Source organism: Cypionkella sp. (assembly GCF_036782355.1).
In the GTDB taxonomy this organism is placed as follows: Bacteria; Pseudomonadota; Alphaproteobacteria; order Rhodobacterales; family Rhodobacteraceae; genus Cypionkella.
Genome location: NZ_DAIPZF010000017.1, coordinates 1 through 19,301 on the forward strand (window position 1 = coordinate 1; position 19,301 = coordinate 19,301).

The 19,301-nt window shown below is 60.5% G+C and carries 19 protein-coding genes; 10 read left to right on the forward strand and 9 right to left on the reverse strand.

All coding sequences use genetic code 11. The features are described 5' to 3' along the window. Nucleotides 1-143: 143 nt before the first annotated feature. Complete coding sequence (locus V7Q10_RS08245) at nt 144-491, reverse strand: hypothetical protein (protein WP_333868598.1); 348 nt, start codon at nt 489-491, stop codon at nt 144-146. Nucleotides 492-845: 354 nt separating this feature from the next. Between V7Q10_RS08245 and dddP the strand changes: the two genes are divergently transcribed. After that, a complete protein-coding gene (gene dddP / locus V7Q10_RS08250; protein WP_333868599.1) occupies nt 846-2,186 on the forward strand; it encodes a dimethylsulfonioproprionate lyase DddP in 1,341 nt (446 codons plus the stop codon). Between the two features lie 10 nt (nt 2,187-2,196). On the opposite strand, the gene V7Q10_RS08255 is transcribed toward dddP, so the two are convergent. Further along, nucleotides 2,197-2,952: a DUF1684 domain-containing protein gene (locus V7Q10_RS08255; protein ID WP_333868600.1), complete on the reverse strand. Its 756-nt coding sequence runs from the start codon at nt 2,950-2,952 to the stop codon at nt 2,197-2,199. A gap of 214 nt (nt 2,953-3,166) precedes the next feature. Between V7Q10_RS08255 and V7Q10_RS08260 the strand changes: the two genes are divergently transcribed. The 5 genes from V7Q10_RS08260 to V7Q10_RS08280 are packed head-to-tail and all read left to right on the forward strand — an operon-like array spanning nt 3,167 to nt 8,366. Then, nucleotides 3,167-4,768, forward strand: a complete 1,602-nt coding sequence (locus V7Q10_RS08260) for an ABC transporter substrate-binding protein (RefSeq protein WP_333868601.1) — start codon at nt 3,167-3,169, stop codon at nt 4,766-4,768. A 53-nt stretch (nt 4,769-4,821) separates the two neighbouring features. After that, complete coding sequence (locus V7Q10_RS08265; RefSeq protein WP_333868602.1) at nt 4,822-5,886, forward strand: ABC transporter permease; 1,065 nt, start codon at nt 4,822-4,824, stop codon at nt 5,884-5,886. Further along, on the forward strand, nt 5,883-6,788 hold the full coding sequence (locus tag V7Q10_RS08270) for an ABC transporter permease (protein WP_333868603.1): 906 nt from the start codon (nt 5,883-5,885) through the stop codon (nt 6,786-6,788). The genes V7Q10_RS08265 and V7Q10_RS08270 overlap by 4 nt, the downstream gene beginning before the upstream one ends. After that, nucleotides 6,785-7,615, forward strand: coding sequence for an ABC transporter ATP-binding protein (locus tag V7Q10_RS08275; protein WP_333868604.1), 831 nt, complete (start codon nt 6,785-6,787; stop codon nt 7,613-7,615). The genes V7Q10_RS08270 and V7Q10_RS08275 overlap by 4 nt, the downstream gene beginning before the upstream one ends. A 1-nt stretch (nt 7,616) precedes the next feature. Then, nucleotides 7,617-8,366, forward strand: coding sequence for an ABC transporter ATP-binding protein (locus V7Q10_RS08280; protein ID WP_333868605.1), 750 nt, complete (start codon nt 7,617-7,619; stop codon nt 8,364-8,366). A 59-nt stretch (nt 8,367-8,425) separates the two neighbouring features. Here the strand turns inward: V7Q10_RS08280 and V7Q10_RS08285 are convergent, their stop codons facing one another. From V7Q10_RS08285 to V7Q10_RS08300, 4 genes are all read right to left on the reverse strand, one after another. After that, on the reverse strand, nt 8,426-9,496 hold the full coding sequence (locus V7Q10_RS08285) for a 4-oxalomesaconate tautomerase (RefSeq protein ID WP_333868606.1): 1,071 nt from the start codon (nt 9,494-9,496) through the stop codon (nt 8,426-8,428). Beyond that, nucleotides 9,489-10,160 (reverse strand): 4-carboxy-4-hydroxy-2-oxoadipate aldolase/oxaloacetate decarboxylase, encoded by a 672-nt coding sequence (locus tag V7Q10_RS08290; protein ID WP_333868607.1) that lies wholly within the window; start codon nt 10,158-10,160, stop codon nt 9,489-9,491. The genes V7Q10_RS08285 and V7Q10_RS08290 overlap by 8 nt, the downstream gene beginning before the upstream one ends. Before the next feature lie 110 nt (nt 10,161-10,270). After that, nucleotides 10,271-11,221 carry a VOC family protein gene (locus tag V7Q10_RS08295; protein WP_333868608.1) on the reverse strand — a complete coding sequence of 317 codons (951 nt, stop codon included), beginning with the start codon at nt 11,219-11,221 and terminating at the stop codon, nt 10,271-10,273. Next, a complete protein-coding gene (locus tag V7Q10_RS08300) occupies nt 11,218-11,955 on the reverse strand; it encodes a PIG-L deacetylase family protein (protein WP_333868609.1) in 738 nt (245 codons plus the stop codon). Before V7Q10_RS08300 ends, V7Q10_RS08295 begins: the two co-directional genes overlap by 4 nt. Nucleotides 11,956-12,150: 195 nt before the next feature. Here V7Q10_RS08300 and V7Q10_RS08305 point away from each other — a divergent pair, with 195 nt between their 5' ends. Next, nucleotides 12,151-13,350, forward strand: a complete 1,200-nt coding sequence (locus V7Q10_RS08305) for a LysR family transcriptional regulator (RefSeq protein ID WP_333868610.1) — start codon at nt 12,151-12,153, stop codon at nt 13,348-13,350. On the opposite strand, the gene V7Q10_RS08310 is transcribed toward V7Q10_RS08305, so the two are convergent. The 3 genes from V7Q10_RS08310 to V7Q10_RS08320 all read right to left on the reverse strand — a co-directional run bounded on the left by V7Q10_RS08310 (nt 13,347) and on the right by V7Q10_RS08320 (nt 16,553). Further along, nucleotides 13,347-13,826, reverse strand: a complete 480-nt coding sequence (locus tag V7Q10_RS08310; RefSeq protein WP_333868611.1) for a MarR family winged helix-turn-helix transcriptional regulator — start codon at nt 13,824-13,826, stop codon at nt 13,347-13,349. The genes V7Q10_RS08305 and V7Q10_RS08310 overlap by 4 nt on opposite strands. A gap of 130 nt (nt 13,827-13,956) precedes the next feature. Continuing rightward, complete coding sequence (locus V7Q10_RS08315) at nt 13,957-14,715, reverse strand: SDR family NAD(P)-dependent oxidoreductase (RefSeq protein WP_333868612.1); 759 nt, start codon at nt 14,713-14,715, stop codon at nt 13,957-13,959. Continuing rightward, nucleotides 14,715-16,553, reverse strand: coding sequence for a feruloyl-CoA synthase (locus tag V7Q10_RS08320; protein ID WP_333868613.1), 1,839 nt, complete (start codon nt 16,551-16,553; stop codon nt 14,715-14,717). The genes V7Q10_RS08315 and V7Q10_RS08320 overlap by 1 nt, the downstream gene beginning before the upstream one ends. A gap of 188 nt (nt 16,554-16,741) precedes the next feature. Between V7Q10_RS08320 and V7Q10_RS08325 the strand changes: the two genes are divergently transcribed. The 3 genes from V7Q10_RS08325 (at nt 16,742) to V7Q10_RS08335 (ending at nt 19,198) form a co-directional block, all read left to right on the forward strand. Continuing rightward, nucleotides 16,742-17,518, forward strand: a complete 777-nt coding sequence (locus tag V7Q10_RS08325) for a crotonase/enoyl-CoA hydratase family protein (protein ID WP_333868614.1) — start codon at nt 16,742-16,744, stop codon at nt 17,516-17,518. Between the two features lie 9 nt (nt 17,519-17,527). Continuing rightward, nucleotides 17,528-18,403, forward strand: coding sequence for an amidohydrolase family protein (locus V7Q10_RS08330; protein ID WP_333868615.1), 876 nt, complete (start codon nt 17,528-17,530; stop codon nt 18,401-18,403). A 63-nt stretch (nt 18,404-18,466) separates the two neighbouring features. After that, nucleotides 18,467-19,198 (forward strand): GntR family transcriptional regulator, encoded by a 732-nt coding sequence (locus V7Q10_RS08335; RefSeq protein ID WP_394972886.1) that lies wholly within the window; start codon nt 18,467-18,469, stop codon nt 19,196-19,198. Nucleotides 19,199-19,301 lie beyond the last annotated feature (103 nt).

Here is a 19,301-nt window from a genome sequence, read left to right on the forward strand (position 1 = left end):
GTTGGCTGAAACGTCGGTGTAGGGATTTTTCCGACCTTCGCTGTTGCAGTGCAAATGACCGAGCTTGTGAACCGTTCAACAAACGGTGGTTTTGGGGCGCCCCATGCTGGCCTAGTAATGGCAACCTTAATTGGTAGTTGCGATCATTTCGCAATGCCTAGATCGGTGCGCAATGCGGCTTTCAATTTGTCATGTGCTTTTACTCGCGCCTCTCGGTCGTCGTTGGTTTGAACGATTTGTTCAATAGCACTTCTGACTGCTTTGGGCGCTACCAGATCACAACGCATTTGCCAAAGACCGAAGTGCTTGGCGGCTGTGTCGTTATTGTCTATTGCGGCCCGATGATAGGCTTCTAGCAAGCCGATATACGCTGCCTGCCGCTCTCGGAAACTTCTCTCACTATTTTCCGACTTTCGTGCCAGATAAGACTGGACGAACACGGATATGATAGAGCCAAGCCCAAAAGCGGTAAAAAGTGAAAGTATGTCCACGATAAAAACTCCTAAGAAATGTCCCTAAAACCCTCAATTTTGGCATAGCTGAAAATACCTTGTTTTCGTCCGCCAAATACCCGGATCAAAACTCAAGTCGTTGTTGAAGGTTTTTGGTGCACGCCCTCGCAAAACTTCGTTGACCTTGCAGCGTTTGTCAACAACGGCTCCCTGCAGACCTTCGTTGCGTTTGGACATCGCAAAAAACGGGCTGATGCCCTGAGCGACCGCTTGCTTCACACTACTCTTGCGATCTCGCACTTGCACCGAACGTCCGCTTTCCGACACCCGATGTCGCGGGCGGCAATGCTTGGTGGTGTGCCGGCCCCATGCTGGCGGCAAAGGGAGCGCGCCATGACCGATCATTATGCCGACCGCCGCAAGATCGACCCCAGCCGTGGTGCGACGCTGGGCGATGGTTCGCCCAATGACAACGACCGTGTCGAAATTGGCCCGACGCAACTGGCCTTTGCCGAATGGGCAAGCGCGGGGCTGACTTTGCCGAATTTGCAGGCGATGCGGCAGTATCGCTGGGCGCGGCTGACGCAGGCCTTGGTGGATCGTGACATCGGCGGATTGCTGATGTTTGACCCGATGAACATCCGCTATGCCACCGACACCACCAATATGCAGCTTTGGAACAGCCATAACCCGTTTCGCGCCTGCCTGCTGTGTGCCGACGGCCATATGGTGATGTGGGAATATAAGAACGCGCCTTTCCTTGTGGGGTTCAACCCTTTGGTGGCCGAGTTGCGCGCGGGGGCATCGTTCTTTTATTCGATCACCGGCGATAAGGGTGATGCCGCGGCGGGCAGCTTTGCCGCACAGGTCGACGAGGTGATGCGCGCCCATGCGGGCCTCAACCGCAGGCTCGCGGTGGATAAGATCATGGTTGCCGGTCTGCGCGCGCTGGAACGCCAAGGCTTTCAGGTCGAGGAAGGCGAAGAGATCACCGAACACACCCGCGCGATCAAGGGCGCAGATGAGATTTTGGCGATGCGCTGCGCTCATCACGCCTGCGAAAGCGCAATTGCCGAGATGGAGGCTTTTACCCGCGCCAAGGTGCCGCTGGGTGGGGTGTCAGAGGATGCAATCTGGGCCGAGCTGCACGCAGGCAATATCCGGCGCGGCGGCGAATGGATCGAGACGCGGCTTTTGGCCTCGGGTCCGCGCACCAATCCTTGGTTTCAGGAATGCGGCCCGCGTTTGGTGCAAAACAACGAGATTGTCGCCTTTGATACCGATCTGATCGGCGCTTATGGCATCTGTATCGACATCAGCCGCACCTGGTGGGTGGGCGAGCGCGCGCCAACTTCTGCGATGATCTCTGCCTTTGGCCATGCCCGCGATCATATCAACGACCACCAAGCGCGGCTGAAACCGGGTGTTTCGATCCGCGAGCTGGTGATGGGCGGGCATCAGCTTGACGCCCAATACTGGAAACAGAAATATTCCTGCAAAATGCACGGCGTCGGGCTGTGCGATGAATGGCCCTATGTCGCCTACCCCGACGGTTATGTCGAAGGCTCTTTTGATTATGTGCTGCAACCGGGCATGACGCTTTGTGTCGAGGCGCTGGTCTCACCCGAGGGGGGAGATTTTTCGATCAAGATCGAGGATCAGGTGCTGATCACCGAAACCGGCTGCGAAAACCTGACCCGCTATCCCTTTGACCCGCGCTTGCAGGGGCTGTAGCGCTTAGGGTTCAAAACCGCTCACCCGCCTCGATGCGAAACGGCAAGATGTTTTCGCGCGGCGGCAGCGGGCAGATCGCGAAATCGGTGAAAGAACAGGGCGGATGAAAGGCGCGGTTGAAATCCAGCGTGATTGCGCCCTGCGTGATCTCTTCTCCGATCAAAAAGCGCGAGGCGGCATAGGTCTCGGTGCCGCTGGTCTGATCGCGGATCACAAACATCGGCTTGTCGCCCTTCCAATGGGTGGCAAGCAGGGTGACAGGCTGACCAAGATGCTGAAAGGCGGCAAAATGGGTCAGCTGCACCTCGGTCTCCGCGCCACCTTTCTGGCCGATGGATTTGGTCTGCGGCTGCGGCAAAGCCTGCCAGTCGGCACGAATAACCCACTCGGGCCGATAGGGAAAATACTGCAAATCGGCCTGGCGTGGCAGCCGCAAATCGCGCAGCCGCAGCGCAGTTTGCGCCCCTACGACATGCAGTTCCAGCAAAAACGGCGCGACCCGTAGCTGCGCAAATCCCCCGGCCGAGGCCGCAAAATCAAGCCTTGTGCCATCGGGCAGCGTAAAGCTTTGCGCCGCGGCATCAATCACGCCCAGAACCTTGGGGCCGGTTGCAATCACCACGCCATTTTGCGCGCCAGACCCGACGCTTTGCGGGCCTGGCGGGATCTCGACGCGATCACACAGATTAAGCCAGCCGTCTTCGGCCGTCAGAGCGCGCAGTCGGTCGGCTTTCCACGCGGTCAGCGCCATTGGGTCGGGGGTCATCGCGCACTCCGCTGCGGATAGGGGACGGGGCTTTTGCGGCAAGGCCGCCACCGCTGCTCTATCGTTAGGCAGCACCCGCCCCTGCGTCAAGCCTGCCCGCGCGCCCAGCGAAAGCACTTGTTGACATGCCACCTTAAAAATTGCCCAATCGGTAAAAATCAGAGTCTGTCTTCAGGACCATAGCAAAAACATACCAACAACGAGGGAGTTTAGAATGCTGTTTGACCCGACCATTCGTCGCGCTGGGGCGCTTGTCGTTGCGGCTTTGATGCTGGGGGCTGCGCCTTCGGCACTGTTTGCCGCCACACCCGCCGACACTTTGGTGATCGCAGATGCGATTGACGACATCGTAAGCCTTGATCCGCATGAGGCCTATGAGTTTTCTGGCCTTGATGTAATCAACAACACCTATGACGGCCTGATCGAGCTGGACCCGACCAAACCGGGCGAACTGGTGGCAGGTCTTGCCGAAAGCTGGTCGGTGGCCGATGACGGCTTGACCTATAGCTTTAAAATGAAAGCGGGGCTGACCTTCTCTTCGGGCAATCCGGTGCGGGCACAGGATGCGGCCTACTCCTTGCAGCGCGCGGTCAAGCTGGACAAATCGCCTGCCTTTATCTTGAACCAGTTTGGCTGGACCAAAGACACCGTCGACAGCATGATCACCGCCGATGGCGACACGGTGACGATCAAGGTCGATAAGCCTTTCGCGCCAACCTTCCTGTACAACTGTCTGACGGCAGGCGTGGCCTCGATTGTCGATGAAGAGACCGTCAAATCGCATGAGGTCGACGGCGATCTGGGCACCGAATGGCTCAAGTCCAATTCGGCCGGCACCGGCGCCTATGTGCTGAAATCTTTCAAACCGAATGAGGGCTATGTGCTGGAGGCGCGCAGCGGCTATTGGCGCGGGGATGCCAAGCTGAAGCGTGTGTTCATGCAGCATATCCCCGAAGCCGCGACCCAGCGTTTGCAGCTTGAAAAAGGCGATATCGACATCGCGCGCGAACTGACGCCCACCGATATCGAAGGCATGGCGGGCAATGCCGATATTACAGTGCAGCAAGATGTCGGCGGCCAGATTTTTTATCTTGCCTTCAACCAAAAGGACGAACGCTTTAAGAACGAACACTTCCTGAACGCGATGCGCTGGGCAGTGGATTATCAAGGCATGGTTGATACCTTCTTGAAGGGCACCGAGGTCGTGCATCAATCGTTCTTGCCAAGCGGCTATCTGGGTGCGCTGACCGACACGCCCTATAGTCTTGACGTCGAGAAGGCCAAGGCCGAACTGGCAGCCTCTGGCATCACCGACACCACCATCAAACTCTCGGTGCGCAATGCCGCAGACCGCATGGATATGGCGCAGTCCATCCAGAACACTTTTGGTCAGATCGGCATCACGGTCGAGCTGAACGTTGGCGAAGGCGCTGAACAGCTGAAGGAATATCGGGCGCGCCAACATCAAGCGACGCTGCAAAGCTGGGGGCCGGATTATCCTGATCCGAACACCAACTCTTCGACCTTTGCCGAAAATCCCGACAATTCTGACGAGGGTAAGAACACCGGCTATCTGGCTTGGCGCAATGCCTATGATCCGGGCGCAATGACGGCGCTCTCGCAAGCGGCGGTCTTGGAAAAAGACCCAGCCAAGCGGGTGGCGATGTATGAAGAGCTGCAAAAGACATCGCGCGAAACCTCGCCGTTTATCGTGATGTTCCAGATCGGCTATCAGACTGGCATGCGCGCGACAGTCAAAGACTTCTACACCGGTGGAGCGACCGATTCCGTCGCCTATTGGCTGGTGTCGAAATAAGAAATCCGCGCGCGCAAACTCCGCTTTGCGCGCGCCTTTTTTTTATAAAAACAATGACAGAGTATTCATCGCCCCTCCCCCGCTCGCCCCTGCTCTCGGTTCTGCGCCAGATCGGCAATACGGCTGTGACGCTTTTGGTGACCTTTATCGGCCTTTTGGCCGTGACCTTCATCATCAGCCGTGTCGTGCCGATTGATCCTGTGACCTCGATTTTGGGCGAGCGCGCCACCAATGCGCAGATCGAGCAAACCCGCGAGGCTTTGGGGCTGAACGATCCGCTATGGCAGCAATTTGCGATCTATCTGGGCGATACGCTGACGGGCGATCTGGGCACCTCGATCCGCACCCGAGAACCCGTGCTGCAAGAGGTAGCGCGCCGCTTTCCCGCCACGCTTGAGCTGGCGACTTTGGCGACGGTTTTGGGGGTTTTGCTGGGCGTGCCCGCAGGGGTGATTGCGGCGACCAAACCGGGAAGCTGGTTTGACCAGATCACCCGCCTGATCGGGCTGATGGGCTATTCGATGCCGATCTTCTGGCTGGGGCTGATGGGGCTTTTGCTGTTTTACGGCCATCTGGGCTGGGTTGGAGGCCCGGGGCGGCTGGATGCGGTCTATCAGATGAGTTACGATTTCGACATCACCCCCTATAGCGGCATGATATTGCTAGACACAGCCCTGAACGGGCGCTGGGATATGTTCGCCAATGCCTTTTCCCATATCATCCTGCCAGCGGGGCTGCTGGCCTATATCTCGATGGCCTATATCTCGCGGATGACGCGCAGCTTTATGATGAACGAATTGGGACAGGAATATATCACCACCGCACGGGTAAAAGGTATGCCCGAGTATCGGGTGATCTGGGTGCATGCCCTGAAAAACGTCATGGTGCCGCTGATCACAGTGGTAGCGCTGTCTTATGCCTATCTGCTGGAAGGCGCTGTGTTGACCGAGACCATCTTTGCTTGGCCCGGCCTTGGCAGCTATATCACCGATGCGCTGATGGTGGCCGATATGCCCGCAGTTCTGGGCGGCACCGTGGTGGTGGGGGCGGCCTATATCGGGCTGAACATGCTGTCAGACCTGCTGTACCGGCTGGTGGATCCGAGGGCGCGGGTATGAGCGGGCTGATCACATGGCTGCGCGACCCCAACCCCGGCTCGCGGATGCAATCGCGTCTGGGGCAAAGCTATCTGAACTGGCTGCGCCTGCGCCGCAATCCGCTGGCGATGATTGGGCTTTGCATTACTTTGGTGCTGCTGTTTGCGGCACTGTTTGCGCCGCTGCTGGCCCCGCATGATCCGATCACCCAAGACCTTGGCCGCAGACTGCTGCCGCCGCTGACTGCCGGAAACCTGCTGGGCACTGATGACTTTGGCCGCGATATCCTATCGCGCATCCTCTATGGCTCGCGCACCACGCTTTATATCGTGCTGCTGGTGATCCTGACTGCGCCGGTGGCGGGGCTGATCATTGGCACGGTTGCAGGCTATTTCGGCGGCTGGACCGACATTGCCTTGATGCGGCTGACCGATATCTTTCTGGCCTTCCCAAAGCTGATCCTCGCGCTTGCGCTGGTGGCGGTGCTGGGGCCCGGCATCGAAAACGCAGTGCTGGCGATTGCACTGACGGCTTGGCCGCCCTATGCCCGCGTCGCCCGCGCCGAGACGCTGACCGTGCGCAGCTCGGATTACATCGCCGCGGTCAAGCTGCAAGGCGCAGGCCCGATCCGGGTGATCTGGGGCCATATCATCCCGATGTGCCTGCCTTCGGTGATCATCCGCGTCACCTTGGATATGGCCGGAGTGATCCTGACGGCTGCGGGCTTGGGATTTCTGGGGCTGGGCGTGCAACCACCGCTGCCCGAATGGGGCCTGATGATCTCGGCCGGGCGCAAATATCTGTTCGAGCAATGGTGGGTCGCCACCATGCCCGGCCTTGCGATCTTTATCGTTTCCTTGGGCTTCAACCTGCTAGGCGACGGCCTGCGCGATGTCCTTGACCCCAAGAGTGCCAGCAAATGAGCCTTCTTAGCGTGAAAAACCTGCGCGTAAGCTTTGACACCGAAGCCGGCCGTGTCGAAGCGGTGCGCGGCGTCTCCTTCAGTTTGGGGCGTGAACGGCTTGGCATTGTTGGCGAATCCGGCTCGGGCAAGACCATGACCGGCCGCGCCCTGCTGCGTCTGATCCGCCCGCCGGGGCAGATTGCGGCTGATGAGATGCGCTTTGACGGCATTGACCTGCTGCAAGCCTCGGAAAAGACCATGCGCAGCCTGCGCGGCCCGCGCATTTCCATGGTGATGCAAGACCCGAAATACTCGCTTAACCCAGTGATGCGGGTCGGCGCACAGCTGACCGAAGGCCTGCGGCTGCGCGACAGGCTGTCCAAACCCGCCGCCTACGCCAAGGCGCTAGAGGCCCTGATCGCGGTGCAAATCCGCGACCCCGAGCGCGTGATGCAGGCCTATCCGCATGAACTGTCCGGTGGCATGGGCCAGCGCGTGATGATCGCGATGATGCTGATCCCCAATCCAGATTTGCTGATCGCAGACGAACCTACCTCCGCACTCGATGTCACCGTACAGGCAGAGGTGCTCAAGATCCTTGATGATCTGGTCCGCGCCCGTGGCATGGGGCTGATCTTTATCAGCCACGATCTGCGCCTTGTCGCGCGGTTTTGTGATCGGGTGCTGGTGATGTATAAAGGCAAGATCGTCGAAGAGCTGGCAGCAAAAGACCTGCTGCAAGCCAAACACCCCTATACCCAAGGCCTGCTGAACTGCCTGCCCCGCATCGGCGGGCCGCGCAGCATGCTTCCCAGCCTTGAACGCGATGCATCATGGGCGGGCTAAAATGTTGATCGAAATCGAAAACCTCTCTGTCACCTTCACCGCACAGGGCAAGCCCCTGCGCGCTGTGCAAGAGGTCTCCTTCGCCGTGGCCGCCAAAAGCGCCTTTGGCCTGGTTGGCGAAAGCGGCTCTGGCAAATCCACCATCTTGCGCGCCATCTGCGGCCTTGCGCCAATCTCGGGCGGCTCGATCCGCATCGCAGGTGAAACGATCCGACACGACCGCGCCTTCTCGCGTCAGGTGCAAATGGTGTTCCAAGACCCCTACGCCAGCCTGCACCCGCGCCATAGCATCGACCGCACCCTCTCTGAACCGCTGGCCATCCACGGCCTCCCGCTCAGCGAAAGCCGCATCCAACAAGCCCTCACCGATGTCGGCCTTCCAGCCAATTTCCGCTTTCGCTACCCCCACCAACTCTCAGGCGGCCAGCGTCAACGCGTTGCCATCGCCCGCGCGCTGATGCTGGAACCCAAAATCCTGCTGCTCGACGAGCCCACCTCGGCGCTCGATGCCAGCGTGCAGGCCGAAACCCTGAACCTGCTGTCGCGGCTGCGCGCCGAACGCGGCCTGACCTTCCTGATGGTCTCGCATGACCTGGCGGTGATCGACCATATGTGTGACCGCATTCTGGTGATGCAACATGGCCGCAGCGTCGAAAGCCTCAGCCGCCAAGCCCTCGCCTCGGGCCAGATGACAACCGCCTATGCCCGCAGCCTGTTCGCGGCCTCAGCCGACCGCATGCTGCCCCCTTAACCGCTTTCATCTGTCTCTAAATATCCCGGGGTCCGGGGCAGCGCCCCGGCCGCCTGCCGCTAAACCGGCAGCGGAGCAGGAAAAACCACCCCCTCAAACAGCTTGCGCGCCGTGCGCAGGGTGCCCGCCGCCACAATCTTGCCCGCCTGCACCTCCAAAAAGACCTCTGCCGCACCGCTGGGATGCTCGACCGCAAAGCGTCCGTCTTGCGGCAGCTTTGCCAGCGCCGCGGCCGGCCCCTTGCCTAAAAGGCAGGCCGAGGCAAGGCTGACCGCCGCCAAAACCCCGATCCCCGCGTGCAGCCGATGCGGGATGAGGCTGCGGGTGTGGATCGCCCCACCTCGGATCGGCGGCGAAACCAAAACCATCTTTGGCACCGATTGCGCGGCAACATCGCCCAGCCGCATCAGCGGTCCTGCCTGCAAGCGAATGGCCTCGATCCTTGCGCGCAGCGCGGTGTCTGCCTCCAGCAGATCAAGCGGCTCTTGACCGGTCAGTCCAAAGTCTGCCGCCGCCATCACCACGATCGGCATGCCATTGTCGATCAGCGTGCAGTCCAGACCCTCGATCTGGTCAACCTCTTGTCCCGTTGGCAGCATCGCGCCACAAAGCGCACCTGCAATGCCGGTAAACAGCAGCGGCACGGGGGCGTGATGGCCGGGCACACCGTCAATCTGCGCGCCCCCCTGATAGCTGACGCGGCGCTTTGGCGTGGCCACCCGCGCCACCGCCACCTCACCGGTGTTCAGCATATGGATGCGCACCGGCGTCACCCCCTCTTGCGCCGCAAGCAGACCGCGCTCCAACGCGGCTGGTCCAACCGCAGCCAGAATATTGCCACAGGGCTGGGCGGTGCTGACCAAGGCCTGATCGACAAAGACCTGCAAGAACAGATAGTCCACATCGGCATCAGACCGGCTTGAGGCAGCAAGGATCGCCACCTTCGAACACAAAGGATCGCCGCCGCCAATGCCGTCAATTTGTCGAGGATCAGGGCTGCCCAACAACCGCAGCAACAGCGCGTCGCGCGCGGCAGCTGCGGCAGGCAGATCGCTTGCCAAAAACACCGCAGCCTTCGATGTCCCTCCCCGCATCCAAAGGCAAGGGATGCCCGCTTCGGTGTCAGACATAGGTCAAACCCTTGGCCGCAAGCGCGGGCCGCATGTCGTATAAATCCAGCCCCAGCACCCCGGTCGCAAGTTTGGCGCGCTTGGCCTCTTCGGCCGCAAGCCGGCTGTTGGCCGCGGCCAGCACCGCCTCGGCCTCATCCAAGCGCACCACCACCACGCCGTCATCATCCGCGACAATCACATCCCCCGCTGCAATCGCCTGCCCCGCACAAACAATGGGCACATTGACCGAACCGAGGGTCTGTTTGACCGTGCCCTGCGCGCTGATCGCCCGCGACCAAACTGGAAACCCCAGCGCGGTCAAATCGCGCACATCGCGCACGCCAGCCTCAATCACCAAACCCCGACAGCCCCGCGCCATGGCCGAGGTGGCCAAAAGATCGCCGAAATAGCCGTTATCACAAGGGCTTGTCGGCGCCAGCACCAGAATGTCGCCGGCTTGCAGTTGCTCAATCGCCACATGCAGCATCCAGTTATCGCCGGGGGGGGCGCTGATGGTCACGGCGCTGCCGGCGATCTGGGCGCCGGCATAGATCGGGCGCAGCGTGCTGTGCAAACAGCCCTTGCGGCCCTGCGCCTCGTGGACGGTGGCAACGCCGGCGCGCGCCAGCCCCTCGATCACAGCGCGCGGCGCGCGGGGAATGGATTGTACCACAACGCTCATGCCGCACCGCCGCCGCTTTGCGCAGCCTTGGCCAGCGGAGGGAACAAAGGAAAGGTCTGGGTTGACGTCTGGGGTGACGTTTGGGGCAAACAGCAACTTTGAGCCATGCATTACTCCTTTGCGGCTGGCGGGGTGCCATGGGTGTGAAAAGTCTCGATCGTCTTTAGGCCCCAAGCCTGGCCACGTTTGCGCTCGGCTTCAGTCCAGACCACTGGCTCCCAATCGGGTGCAAGGATCAGCCGCGCGCCGGCATTGGCAAGTTCGACCCGATTTCCCGCTGGCTCCCAGACATATAAAAAGAAAGTGCCTTGGATGGCGTGCTTATGCGGCCCTGTCTCGATGTGGACACCGTTTTCCAAGAACAGATCTGCGGCGCGCAGAATGTCTTCACGGCTGTCGGTGGCATAGGTGATATGATGCAGCCGCGCGACACCGCCGCTGTGATCTTCGGTGCAGGCAAGATCATAGGTTTTGTTGTTCACCGTAAACCAACAGCCCCCGGTGCGGCCATTGTCCAGTTGGATCATCTCGGTCACGCGCGAGCCAAGGCACAGCTGCATGAACCGCCTGAATTCGGCGACATCCGCGGCCAGAAGGTTCAGATGATCAATCCGGCGCGGCGCCGCACCTTGGCCGGTGTAGCGGCTGGCCATGTTCTTCAGCGCAGGCCTATCCTCGCCCGTGGCACGATACTTGACGCTGTCCCAATAAAGCTCGAACACATGGCCAAAGGGGTCTTCAAAGCGAAAGGCGCGGCCATGACCCAGATCGCCCTCGACCCAACCGTGGCAGAGATAGTCCGAGGCCTCGATCACCGCGACCTGATCGGCCAGCGCCTGCGCCGAGGCCGCACGATAGCCGATATGACCCACGCCAGTGCTGTGGTGACGGGTCAGCTTTAGGCTGTGAAGCTCGTAATCATCCCAAGCACGCAAATAGGCGCTGTCGGCACTGCGCGCCGAAAGTTTCAGGCCATAGACCCGGGTAAAGAAATCAAGGCTTTCATCAAAGCGATCGGTATAAAGCTCGACATGACCCAGATGCGCAACCGCGCCGCTCACAGCACATCCACCGCGCGCGGGAACATCGACTGAAAGCCCTCGGCATAAAGCGCCGCGCGCCCGCCTGACTGGCCACCTGAATTGCGCTGAAAATGGTTGGCGCGATTTTGCGCGACGCGGGTGTAGAACTCCCACAGATGCTCTTGGCCTTCCATACATTCGATGGCAGCGCGCTTTTTGTCCCAGACCGGCGTGACATCCAGAAACACATCCGGTTTCCAGCCCATCTGCTCAGTCTGATGCGGCTCGAACAGGTATAATTGCGGCGCGCCCAACACCTTTTGCCCCGGATTATGCCCCCAAGCCTGCGCGATCATCCGGCATTCCAGCGCCACTTGCGTCGCATACATGTGATCGGTGTTATAGGGGTCAAAGGCGCTGTGGCTCATCATAAAATCCGGCTGGACGTCGCGGATAATATCGACCAGCCGCAGCTTGTCGGCCTCGGACAGCCGCAAGGGATAATCGCCCAGATCCATGCAGATCAGCGCCTGAACCCCCAGCGCGCGGGCGGCGGCCTCGGCCTCGGCACGGCGGGCAGCCTTGACGCGGTCAAGCGTCATATCAGGCTTTTTCCACAGCTTGGCGCTTTCGCCGCGTTCCCCAAATGACAGGCAAACTACGGTGACATGGTAGCCCATTGCTGCATGCAGCGCGATGGCCCCGCCACAGCGCCAGACGAAATCTGCGGCATGAGCCGAGATGATAAGGGCGGTCTTTGGCACAGGGCTCATGGCAGTCTCCTTGGCTGATATGCCGACAAAGATGCGCGCGCATTCCGGCCTTTGCCAATTCAGAACCACGCGCATTGCCATAAGTTTTTGCTATAGACAGTTGCATTACTGCGCAGGCTTTGGCAGCCTTGCACCGTTGCAAACAAGTGAGGCCGCGATGAAAAACAGGAGGCTTCTTGACTATAACGCGGCCGCATGCACCCGCGCCGCGGGCAAATGATGAAAGCCAGCCTGCGCCATCTGCGGCTTTTGCTGGCCCTGATCGAGACAGGCTCGGTCACTCTGGCCGCAGCGCAGCTGCATGTCACGCAGCCCGCAGTTTCAGCGGCCTTACAGGGCATTGAGACCGCGCTTGGCACCGCGCTTTTTGACCGCCGGCCCAAGGGCTTGATCCTGACGCCGGCGGGTGCGGCGGTTGCCTTGCGGCTGCGGCGCGCGCTGGGTCTTTTGGACCCGGCGCTTTGTGACCTTAACCCGCAGCTGAAGCGGACCGCGACGCTGGCGCAGCTGACCGCGCTGATCGCTGTCACCGAATGCGAAAGCTTTGCCGCTGCCGCCCGCCACTTGGGGCTGGCACAACCCAGCGTGCATCGCGCTCTGCGCCAATTCGAGGCGGCAGCCGGACGCAGCCTGTTCGAGCGCAGCGCCAAAGGCATGACCGCAAGCCGCGCAGTGCGCCAACTGGCCACCGCCACCCGTCTGGCCCTGACCGAGCTAGAGCAAGCCGAGGCCGATGTCGCGGATCTGTCAGGCCGCGAGGTGGGGCGGGTGGTGATTGGCGCCATGCCGCTTTCGCGCTCGCTGCTTCTAGGTCCGGCCATCGCGCGGTTTCGCGGCCACTGGAGCGCGCTGCCGATCCGCATCACCGAGGGGCACTACGACGATTTGGCCGAAAGCTTGCTGCGCGGCGAGGTGGATATGCTGGTGGGGGCTTTGCGCCCCCCCCTGCCCGATTTCAACCAAGAGATCTTGTTGCAAGATGCAATGGCAATCGTCGCGCGCCCCGATCACCCTTTGGCGCGCATCACCGCGCCTGCGGTCGAACTGACGCGCTGGCCCTGGGTGGTGGCGGGCATGGGTACACCTGCGCGCGATCATTTCACCGCGATGTTCGCCGCAGCCCAGCTGCCCTGCCCGACGCGCTTGGTGGAAACCGGCTCGATGACACTGCTGTGCGATGTGCTGGGGCGGACGGATCATCTGGGCTTTGTCTCGGCCCTGCAAGCCAGACGCGACATCGCCAATGGCAGGCTGCTGCGCCTGCCCTATCAGACCGCCCAAGGCACTTTGCGCCCGATTGGGCTGACCACACGGCGCGACTGGCATCCGACGCGGGCGCAAAACGATATGATCGCAGCCCTACGCGCCGCGGTTGCCGAAATCGCGTCCGATTAGGCGGGCATTGTGGCCTTGCGAAACTTGCGCAAAATGCGCTGCAACTCTTGGCACTCGGTCGGGGATAGGCAAGCAAAAAGCTGGCGCTCATGCTCGGCTACGCGGTCATAGGCGGCCGCAGCCAGCTGCTTTCCAGCGGTGGTTGGCATCAAAGCATGTCGCCTGCGATCTTGAGCGACCGGCGCACGCAGGATCAGATTGCGCCCTGCCAGCTCGTCAATAATCGTGACAAGGTTCGAGCGTTCAATCTGCAAGCTATCGGCCAATTGGGTCTGGGTCAGACCGGGTTCGCCCACGATGATCGTCAGCGCAGAAAATGATACCGCGCGCAGATCATATTCGGCCAAAGTGCGCGAGAAATCGGCGTGAACAATCGAAAGCGCGCGTTTCATCGTATAGCCGATAAAGCCCGACAACCGCCGATCTACCCCAAGCTGTTCGACTTCATCGCCAGTTTTCGCCACATTCGTGTCCATCTTGCCCCTGCTCCAAAATGTTAAAGCATATCAGTTCTATAGTATCATCATTCTCAGTGCCAAAAAAGGTAAAACAGACCTATTTTATAGAAACAGACTTGCGGCTGCGGCAAAAACCGCCGCAAGCCCACTATCTTGGCGGCAGCCGCACGCCACCATCCAGCCGGATCACTTCGGCGTTCAGATAACTGTTGGTCAGGCACAAAAGCACCACATCGGCAAATTCGCTGGCAGCGCCCAGCCGGTTTGGAAAGGGGATCGAGGCCGCAATACCGGCTTGCACCTCGGCGGGCAGCTCTGCCAGCAAGGGCGTCAGAAAGATGCCAGGGGCCACTGTATTGACGCGAATGCCAAAGCGCGCCAGCTCGCGCGCCGCTGGCAGCGCCAAAGAGACGATCCCCCCTTTCGAGGCCGCATAAGCCGCCTGCCCGATTTGGCCATCAAAGGCCGCAACCGAAGCCGTGTTGACGATCGCACCGCGCGCACCATCGGCGTCGGGCGCATTGGTTTGCATCCGCGCCGCCGCAAGGCGCATCATATTAAAGGTGCCAATCAAATTGACCTGAATGGTGCGGGCAAAATCGGCAAGCGGCATCGGCCCCTCGCGGCCCACAATCCGGCTGGCGCCGCCAATGCCTGCGCAATTGACCAGCCCGCGCAGAGGCCCCTTCGCCGCAATCGCACCATCAAGCGCCGCGCCCGCCGCCTCGTCGGTGACATCAAGCGCCAAGCCATGGCCGCCAACCGATGCCGCCACCCGATGCGCGGCCTCGGCGTTGCGGTCAATCACCGTCACCTGCACGCCACGCCCTGCCAGCGCGCGCACGACCGCCTCGCCCAAGCCCGAGCCGCCACCGGTGACGGCAATATGTGTCTGAGCGATCTGCATCACGGCCTCCGCTTCCAGTCGGCCAGCAGCAAGGCGGGATCTTCTGACCACAGCGACGCCACCAGATCCGCCCTTTCGCGCAACACCGCGCGCTGATTGACCGAGCCTTTGTCGGTGACCTCGCCCCTGTCAAAACTCAGCGGCTGTTGCACCACTAAGGCCGCCACCACCCGCGCCGCACTGCCCGTCGCGGCACGCGCATGTGCGCTCAGACGGTCGCGCAGCGCAGCAATCACAGCGGGATGGCTGAACACAGGCTCTTCCCCGCCCGCAATCTGGGCCAAAGCGGCGTGGTTGGGCAGCAAAAGCGCGCGCAGATCGTCTTTATTCTCGCCCGCAATCACCGCATCCGAAATCAAGCCCGCCATCGCATCAACCAAGCCCGCCCGCAACGCGCCCACCGCCACCCAAGTGCCGGTGGAAAGCTTGAAATTCTCGGCCAAACGGCCATCAAAGATAAAGCCCGCCGCAGGCTCACCCTCAACCGCATAGCGCAGCGCATCGCCAAAGATGTAAAAGCCATCCTCGTCAAAAGCCGCCGCGGTAAGCTCGGGGTTGCGCCAATAGCCCGGCGTGATCGAGGGGCTTTTGACCCGCGCCTCAAGCTTGCCTTCTTTTGGCACCAGCTTTAATGTCACCCCCAAGGCCGGCGCGCCAATATTGCCGGGGCGGTCTTTTTTCTCGCTATAATAAAGCGCAAAAGGGCCAGTCTCGGTCGCCCCCAGACCCGAGACAATCGGCACGCCCCCGCCAATTTGGCGCGCAGCCACTGCGGTTAGGCGATCCCAGATCGGTTGGCTCATACCTGCGCCCGCATACATCATCATCTTAAGCCGCGAAAAAAAGGTGCTGACCAAAGTCGCATCCTGCTCCATCGCATCCAGCAGAAATTGATAGCCGACCGGCACGTTGAAATACCAAGTCGGCGCAACCTCGCGCAGGGTGCGGATGGTGCGGGCGATCCCATCAGCGGTGGGGCGGCCATCGTCGATGTAATAGGTGCCGCCGTGATAAATCGCCATATTGAAGACCTTATTGCCGCTGGCAGTGTGGTTCCAAGGCGCCCAATCCACCAAAACCGGCGGCTCGTCGGCCAGAAACGGATAGGCTTTGGCCACCATTGCCTGATTGGAACACAGCATCCGCTGGGTCTGGATCACGGCCTTGGGGCTGCCAGTCGTGCCCGAAGTGAACAGGAATTTGGCAACTGTATCAGGGCCAACGGCTGCATGGGCGGCCTCCATCTCGGCCGAGGGCGGGGTTTGCAGCAGATCTTGGTACGACAGCGACACGCGCTTTTCGCTGGTCCCCGTCAGGCTGACCAGCGCCACATCCAAGCCCAGAACTGCCTCGATTGCGGGCAGGAATTTGGCTGCATGATCGGCAAAGACCATCCCGGGGGTCAGCTGGGCGACCACTGTCGACAGCTTGCCGCGATCCTCACCCGAAAGCGCATAGGCTGGCGATAGCGCTGCCGAGGGAATACCGACATGCTGCGCGCCAAGCGCCATCAAAGCATGTGCAAGACTGTTGCCCGACAAGATCAGCAAGGGCCGCTCGACCGAAAGCCCCTGCGCAAGCAATGCCGCGCCAATAGCGCGGATCGCGCGCGCGCCCTGCCCATAGCTGACACGCTGCCATTCGCCCTGGGCATCCCGCTCGGCCATCCAGATCCGCTCGGGATCAATATCAGCCCAATGCAAAAACCGCGCGGTCATGCAACGCGGCCAATCGGGCAAAGCCTCGCGCTGCCAGATCAGCACCGACCCATCCGCACGGGTCTCGCTTACCAGCTGTCCCCCCTCGAAAGCTTTTGCTTGCACCAACTCACTTTGCATAACATCCCCCAAGAAACACAGCGCCCCACCCTGCGGCAGCATTTAGTTATCAATCATAACAGTAATGAACCCGAAAGATCTTTGCAACAGATGTTTACAGCATAATATTTATATTATATAACTAATAATGAGAACAAGCGGAACGCCTCTTTGGAGGCCGAAATCAGAGGTGCAGCATGGACGGAAGCATGGATCAGTTGGTAACCTACGAGCTGCGCGACGAAATCGCGCTGATCGGGTTGAACCGTCCGGCCAAGCGAAATGCGGTCTCAGATCGCGTCGTCGAGGCGCTGAACCTTGCGATTGAGCGCGCTCAACTCGAAGCGAAGGCAGCTGTTATTCATGGCGAGGGGACGCATTTCTGCGCTGGTCTTGACTTGGCAGAGCATTCCGAAAAGCCGCTGATCGCAGCGGTGCAGGGCTCGCGGCGCTGGCATCGGATCTTTGACGGCATCGAGCGCGGCGGCATCCCCTTTGTGGTGGCCCTGCAAGGCGCGGTCGTTGGTGGCGGCTTTGAACTTGCCGCCGCAGCGCATGTGCGCGTGGCAGATGAAACCGCCTTCTTTGGCCTGCCCGAAGGCACGCGCGGCATTTTCGTCGGCGGCGGCGGTTCGGTACGGATCGCGCGGCTGATCGGCACCCAGCGCATGGGCGATATGATGTTGACCGGTCGTACCGTCTCGCCCGTGCAGATGGAGCAATGGGGCGGCGTCAGCTATGTTGTGCCAGCAGGCCAAGCGCTGGAGCGCGCCATCACCCTGGCCAAAGCCACCGCGCAAAACGCACCGATGTCGAATTACGCCATCATTAACGCCCTGCCCCGCATCCGCGATATGTCCTCTGAAGATGGTCTTTTCGTCGAAAGCCTGATGTCGGCCCTGACGTCAGTGACCCCCGAGGCCACCGAGCGGCTGCGCGCGTTTTTGGAAAAGCGCACCGCCAAACTTGCAGCGCCCACGGAATAAGGCCGCGCCATGAACCTTGACGACATCATCGCCATCGACTTTCACACCCATGCCGAAGAGCCGTGCAATTGCCACCGCGACGACGGCTATAATGACTTTCAGGCCGGTATGGCGGCCTATTTCAAAAACCCCGCCGGCGCAGATGGCATGTTGCCCACCGTGCCGCAAACCGCCGCCTATTACCGCGCGCGTAAGATCGCGGCGGTGATCTTTGGCGTCGATGCCGAACGCGAAACCGGCTTTCACCGCCACAACAACGAAGAAATCGCGCGGCTTGCAGCGGAAAACAGCGATATTCTGATCCCCTTTGCCAGCATCGACCCCGCCAAGGGCAAGCTTGGCGCGCGTGAGGCGCGGCGATTGGTGCGCGACTTTGGCGTGAAGGGCTTCAAGTTTCACCCCACCATGCAGGGGTTTTTCCCCAATGACCGCATGGCATATCCGCTTTATGAGGCGATTGCCGAAGAAGGCGCGATTGCATTGTTTCACACCGGCCAAACCGGTGTTGGCTCGGGGATGCGGGGCGGCATGGGGATGCGGCTGAAATACTCGAACCCCATACACATTGACGATGTCGCGGTAGATTTCCCCGATATGACCATCGTGCTGGCGCACCCCTCCTTCCCTTGGACCGAAGAGGGGCTTGCCGTGGCCCAGCACAAACCCAATGTTTATATTGATATGTCGGGCTGGTCGCCAAAATATTTCCCGCAAATCTTTGTGCATTACGCCAATACCATCCTTAAGAAAAAGATGCTGTTTGGCTCGGATTGGCCGGCAATCACGCCAGACCGCTGGCTGGCCGATTTCGCTGACCTGCCGATCAAAGACGATGTGCGCCCACTGATCTTGAAAGAAAATGCGCGCCGTATCCTGAAGATGTAATCTCTGCATGTATACAGGGCGCGCGCACCCTGCTAGCCTTGACTTGTATACATGAGGACAAAGATGGCAGGCTTGGAACGAACCTCTACCCATGCGCAGCGGGCCTTGATCACACTGCGCAAACGCATTTTGGGCGGCGCTTACCCGGGCGGAACCCGCCTGTTCGAAGTGGCGCTGGCCGAAGATCTGGGTATTTCGCGCACGCCGGTGCGCGATGCGCTGCAACGGCTGGGCGCCGAAGGGCTGCTTGACCGCGCGCCGGCTGGCGGATTTGTGGTGCGCGGCTTTGCGGTGCGCGATGTGGTCGACACCATCGAGCTGCGCGGCGTACTCGAGGGCACCGCCGCCCGTTTGGCCGCAGAGCGCGGCGTTTCAGCCGATCACCTAGCCCAAGCCCGCAGCATTCTGCATCAGATCGACGCATTGTTCTTAGTGCAATCCTTTGATATGGAGGCATATTCAAATTTTAACACCCAGTTCCACCACCTCTTGGCGCAGCTGTCGCAAAGTGCGGTTTTGATCCGGGAAATTGACCGCATCACCGCCCTGCCCTTTGCCTCGCCCTCGGCCTTTCTTGACGACCAATCACGGCAGGCCGAGCTGGTCAAAACCCTTTCGGCAGCGCAGGGTCAGCACCGCGCCCTCATCGAGGCAATCGAAGCCCGCGAGGGGTTTCGCGCCGAATCACTGGCCCGCGAACACGCCCGCGCCGCAAGACGCAACGTCGAATTCCTGCTCTCACATGAGGCTGCGCTGCGCGAAGGCGTGCAAAGCTTGGCCATCCTTAGCTCCTAGAAGATCTATGTATACATTTTGGGGGAATTCCGCAGTCAAACCGCTGCGCAACTCTTGATTTTCAATCCGAACTGCGGCCTAGTGTATACACACAAGCAGGGAG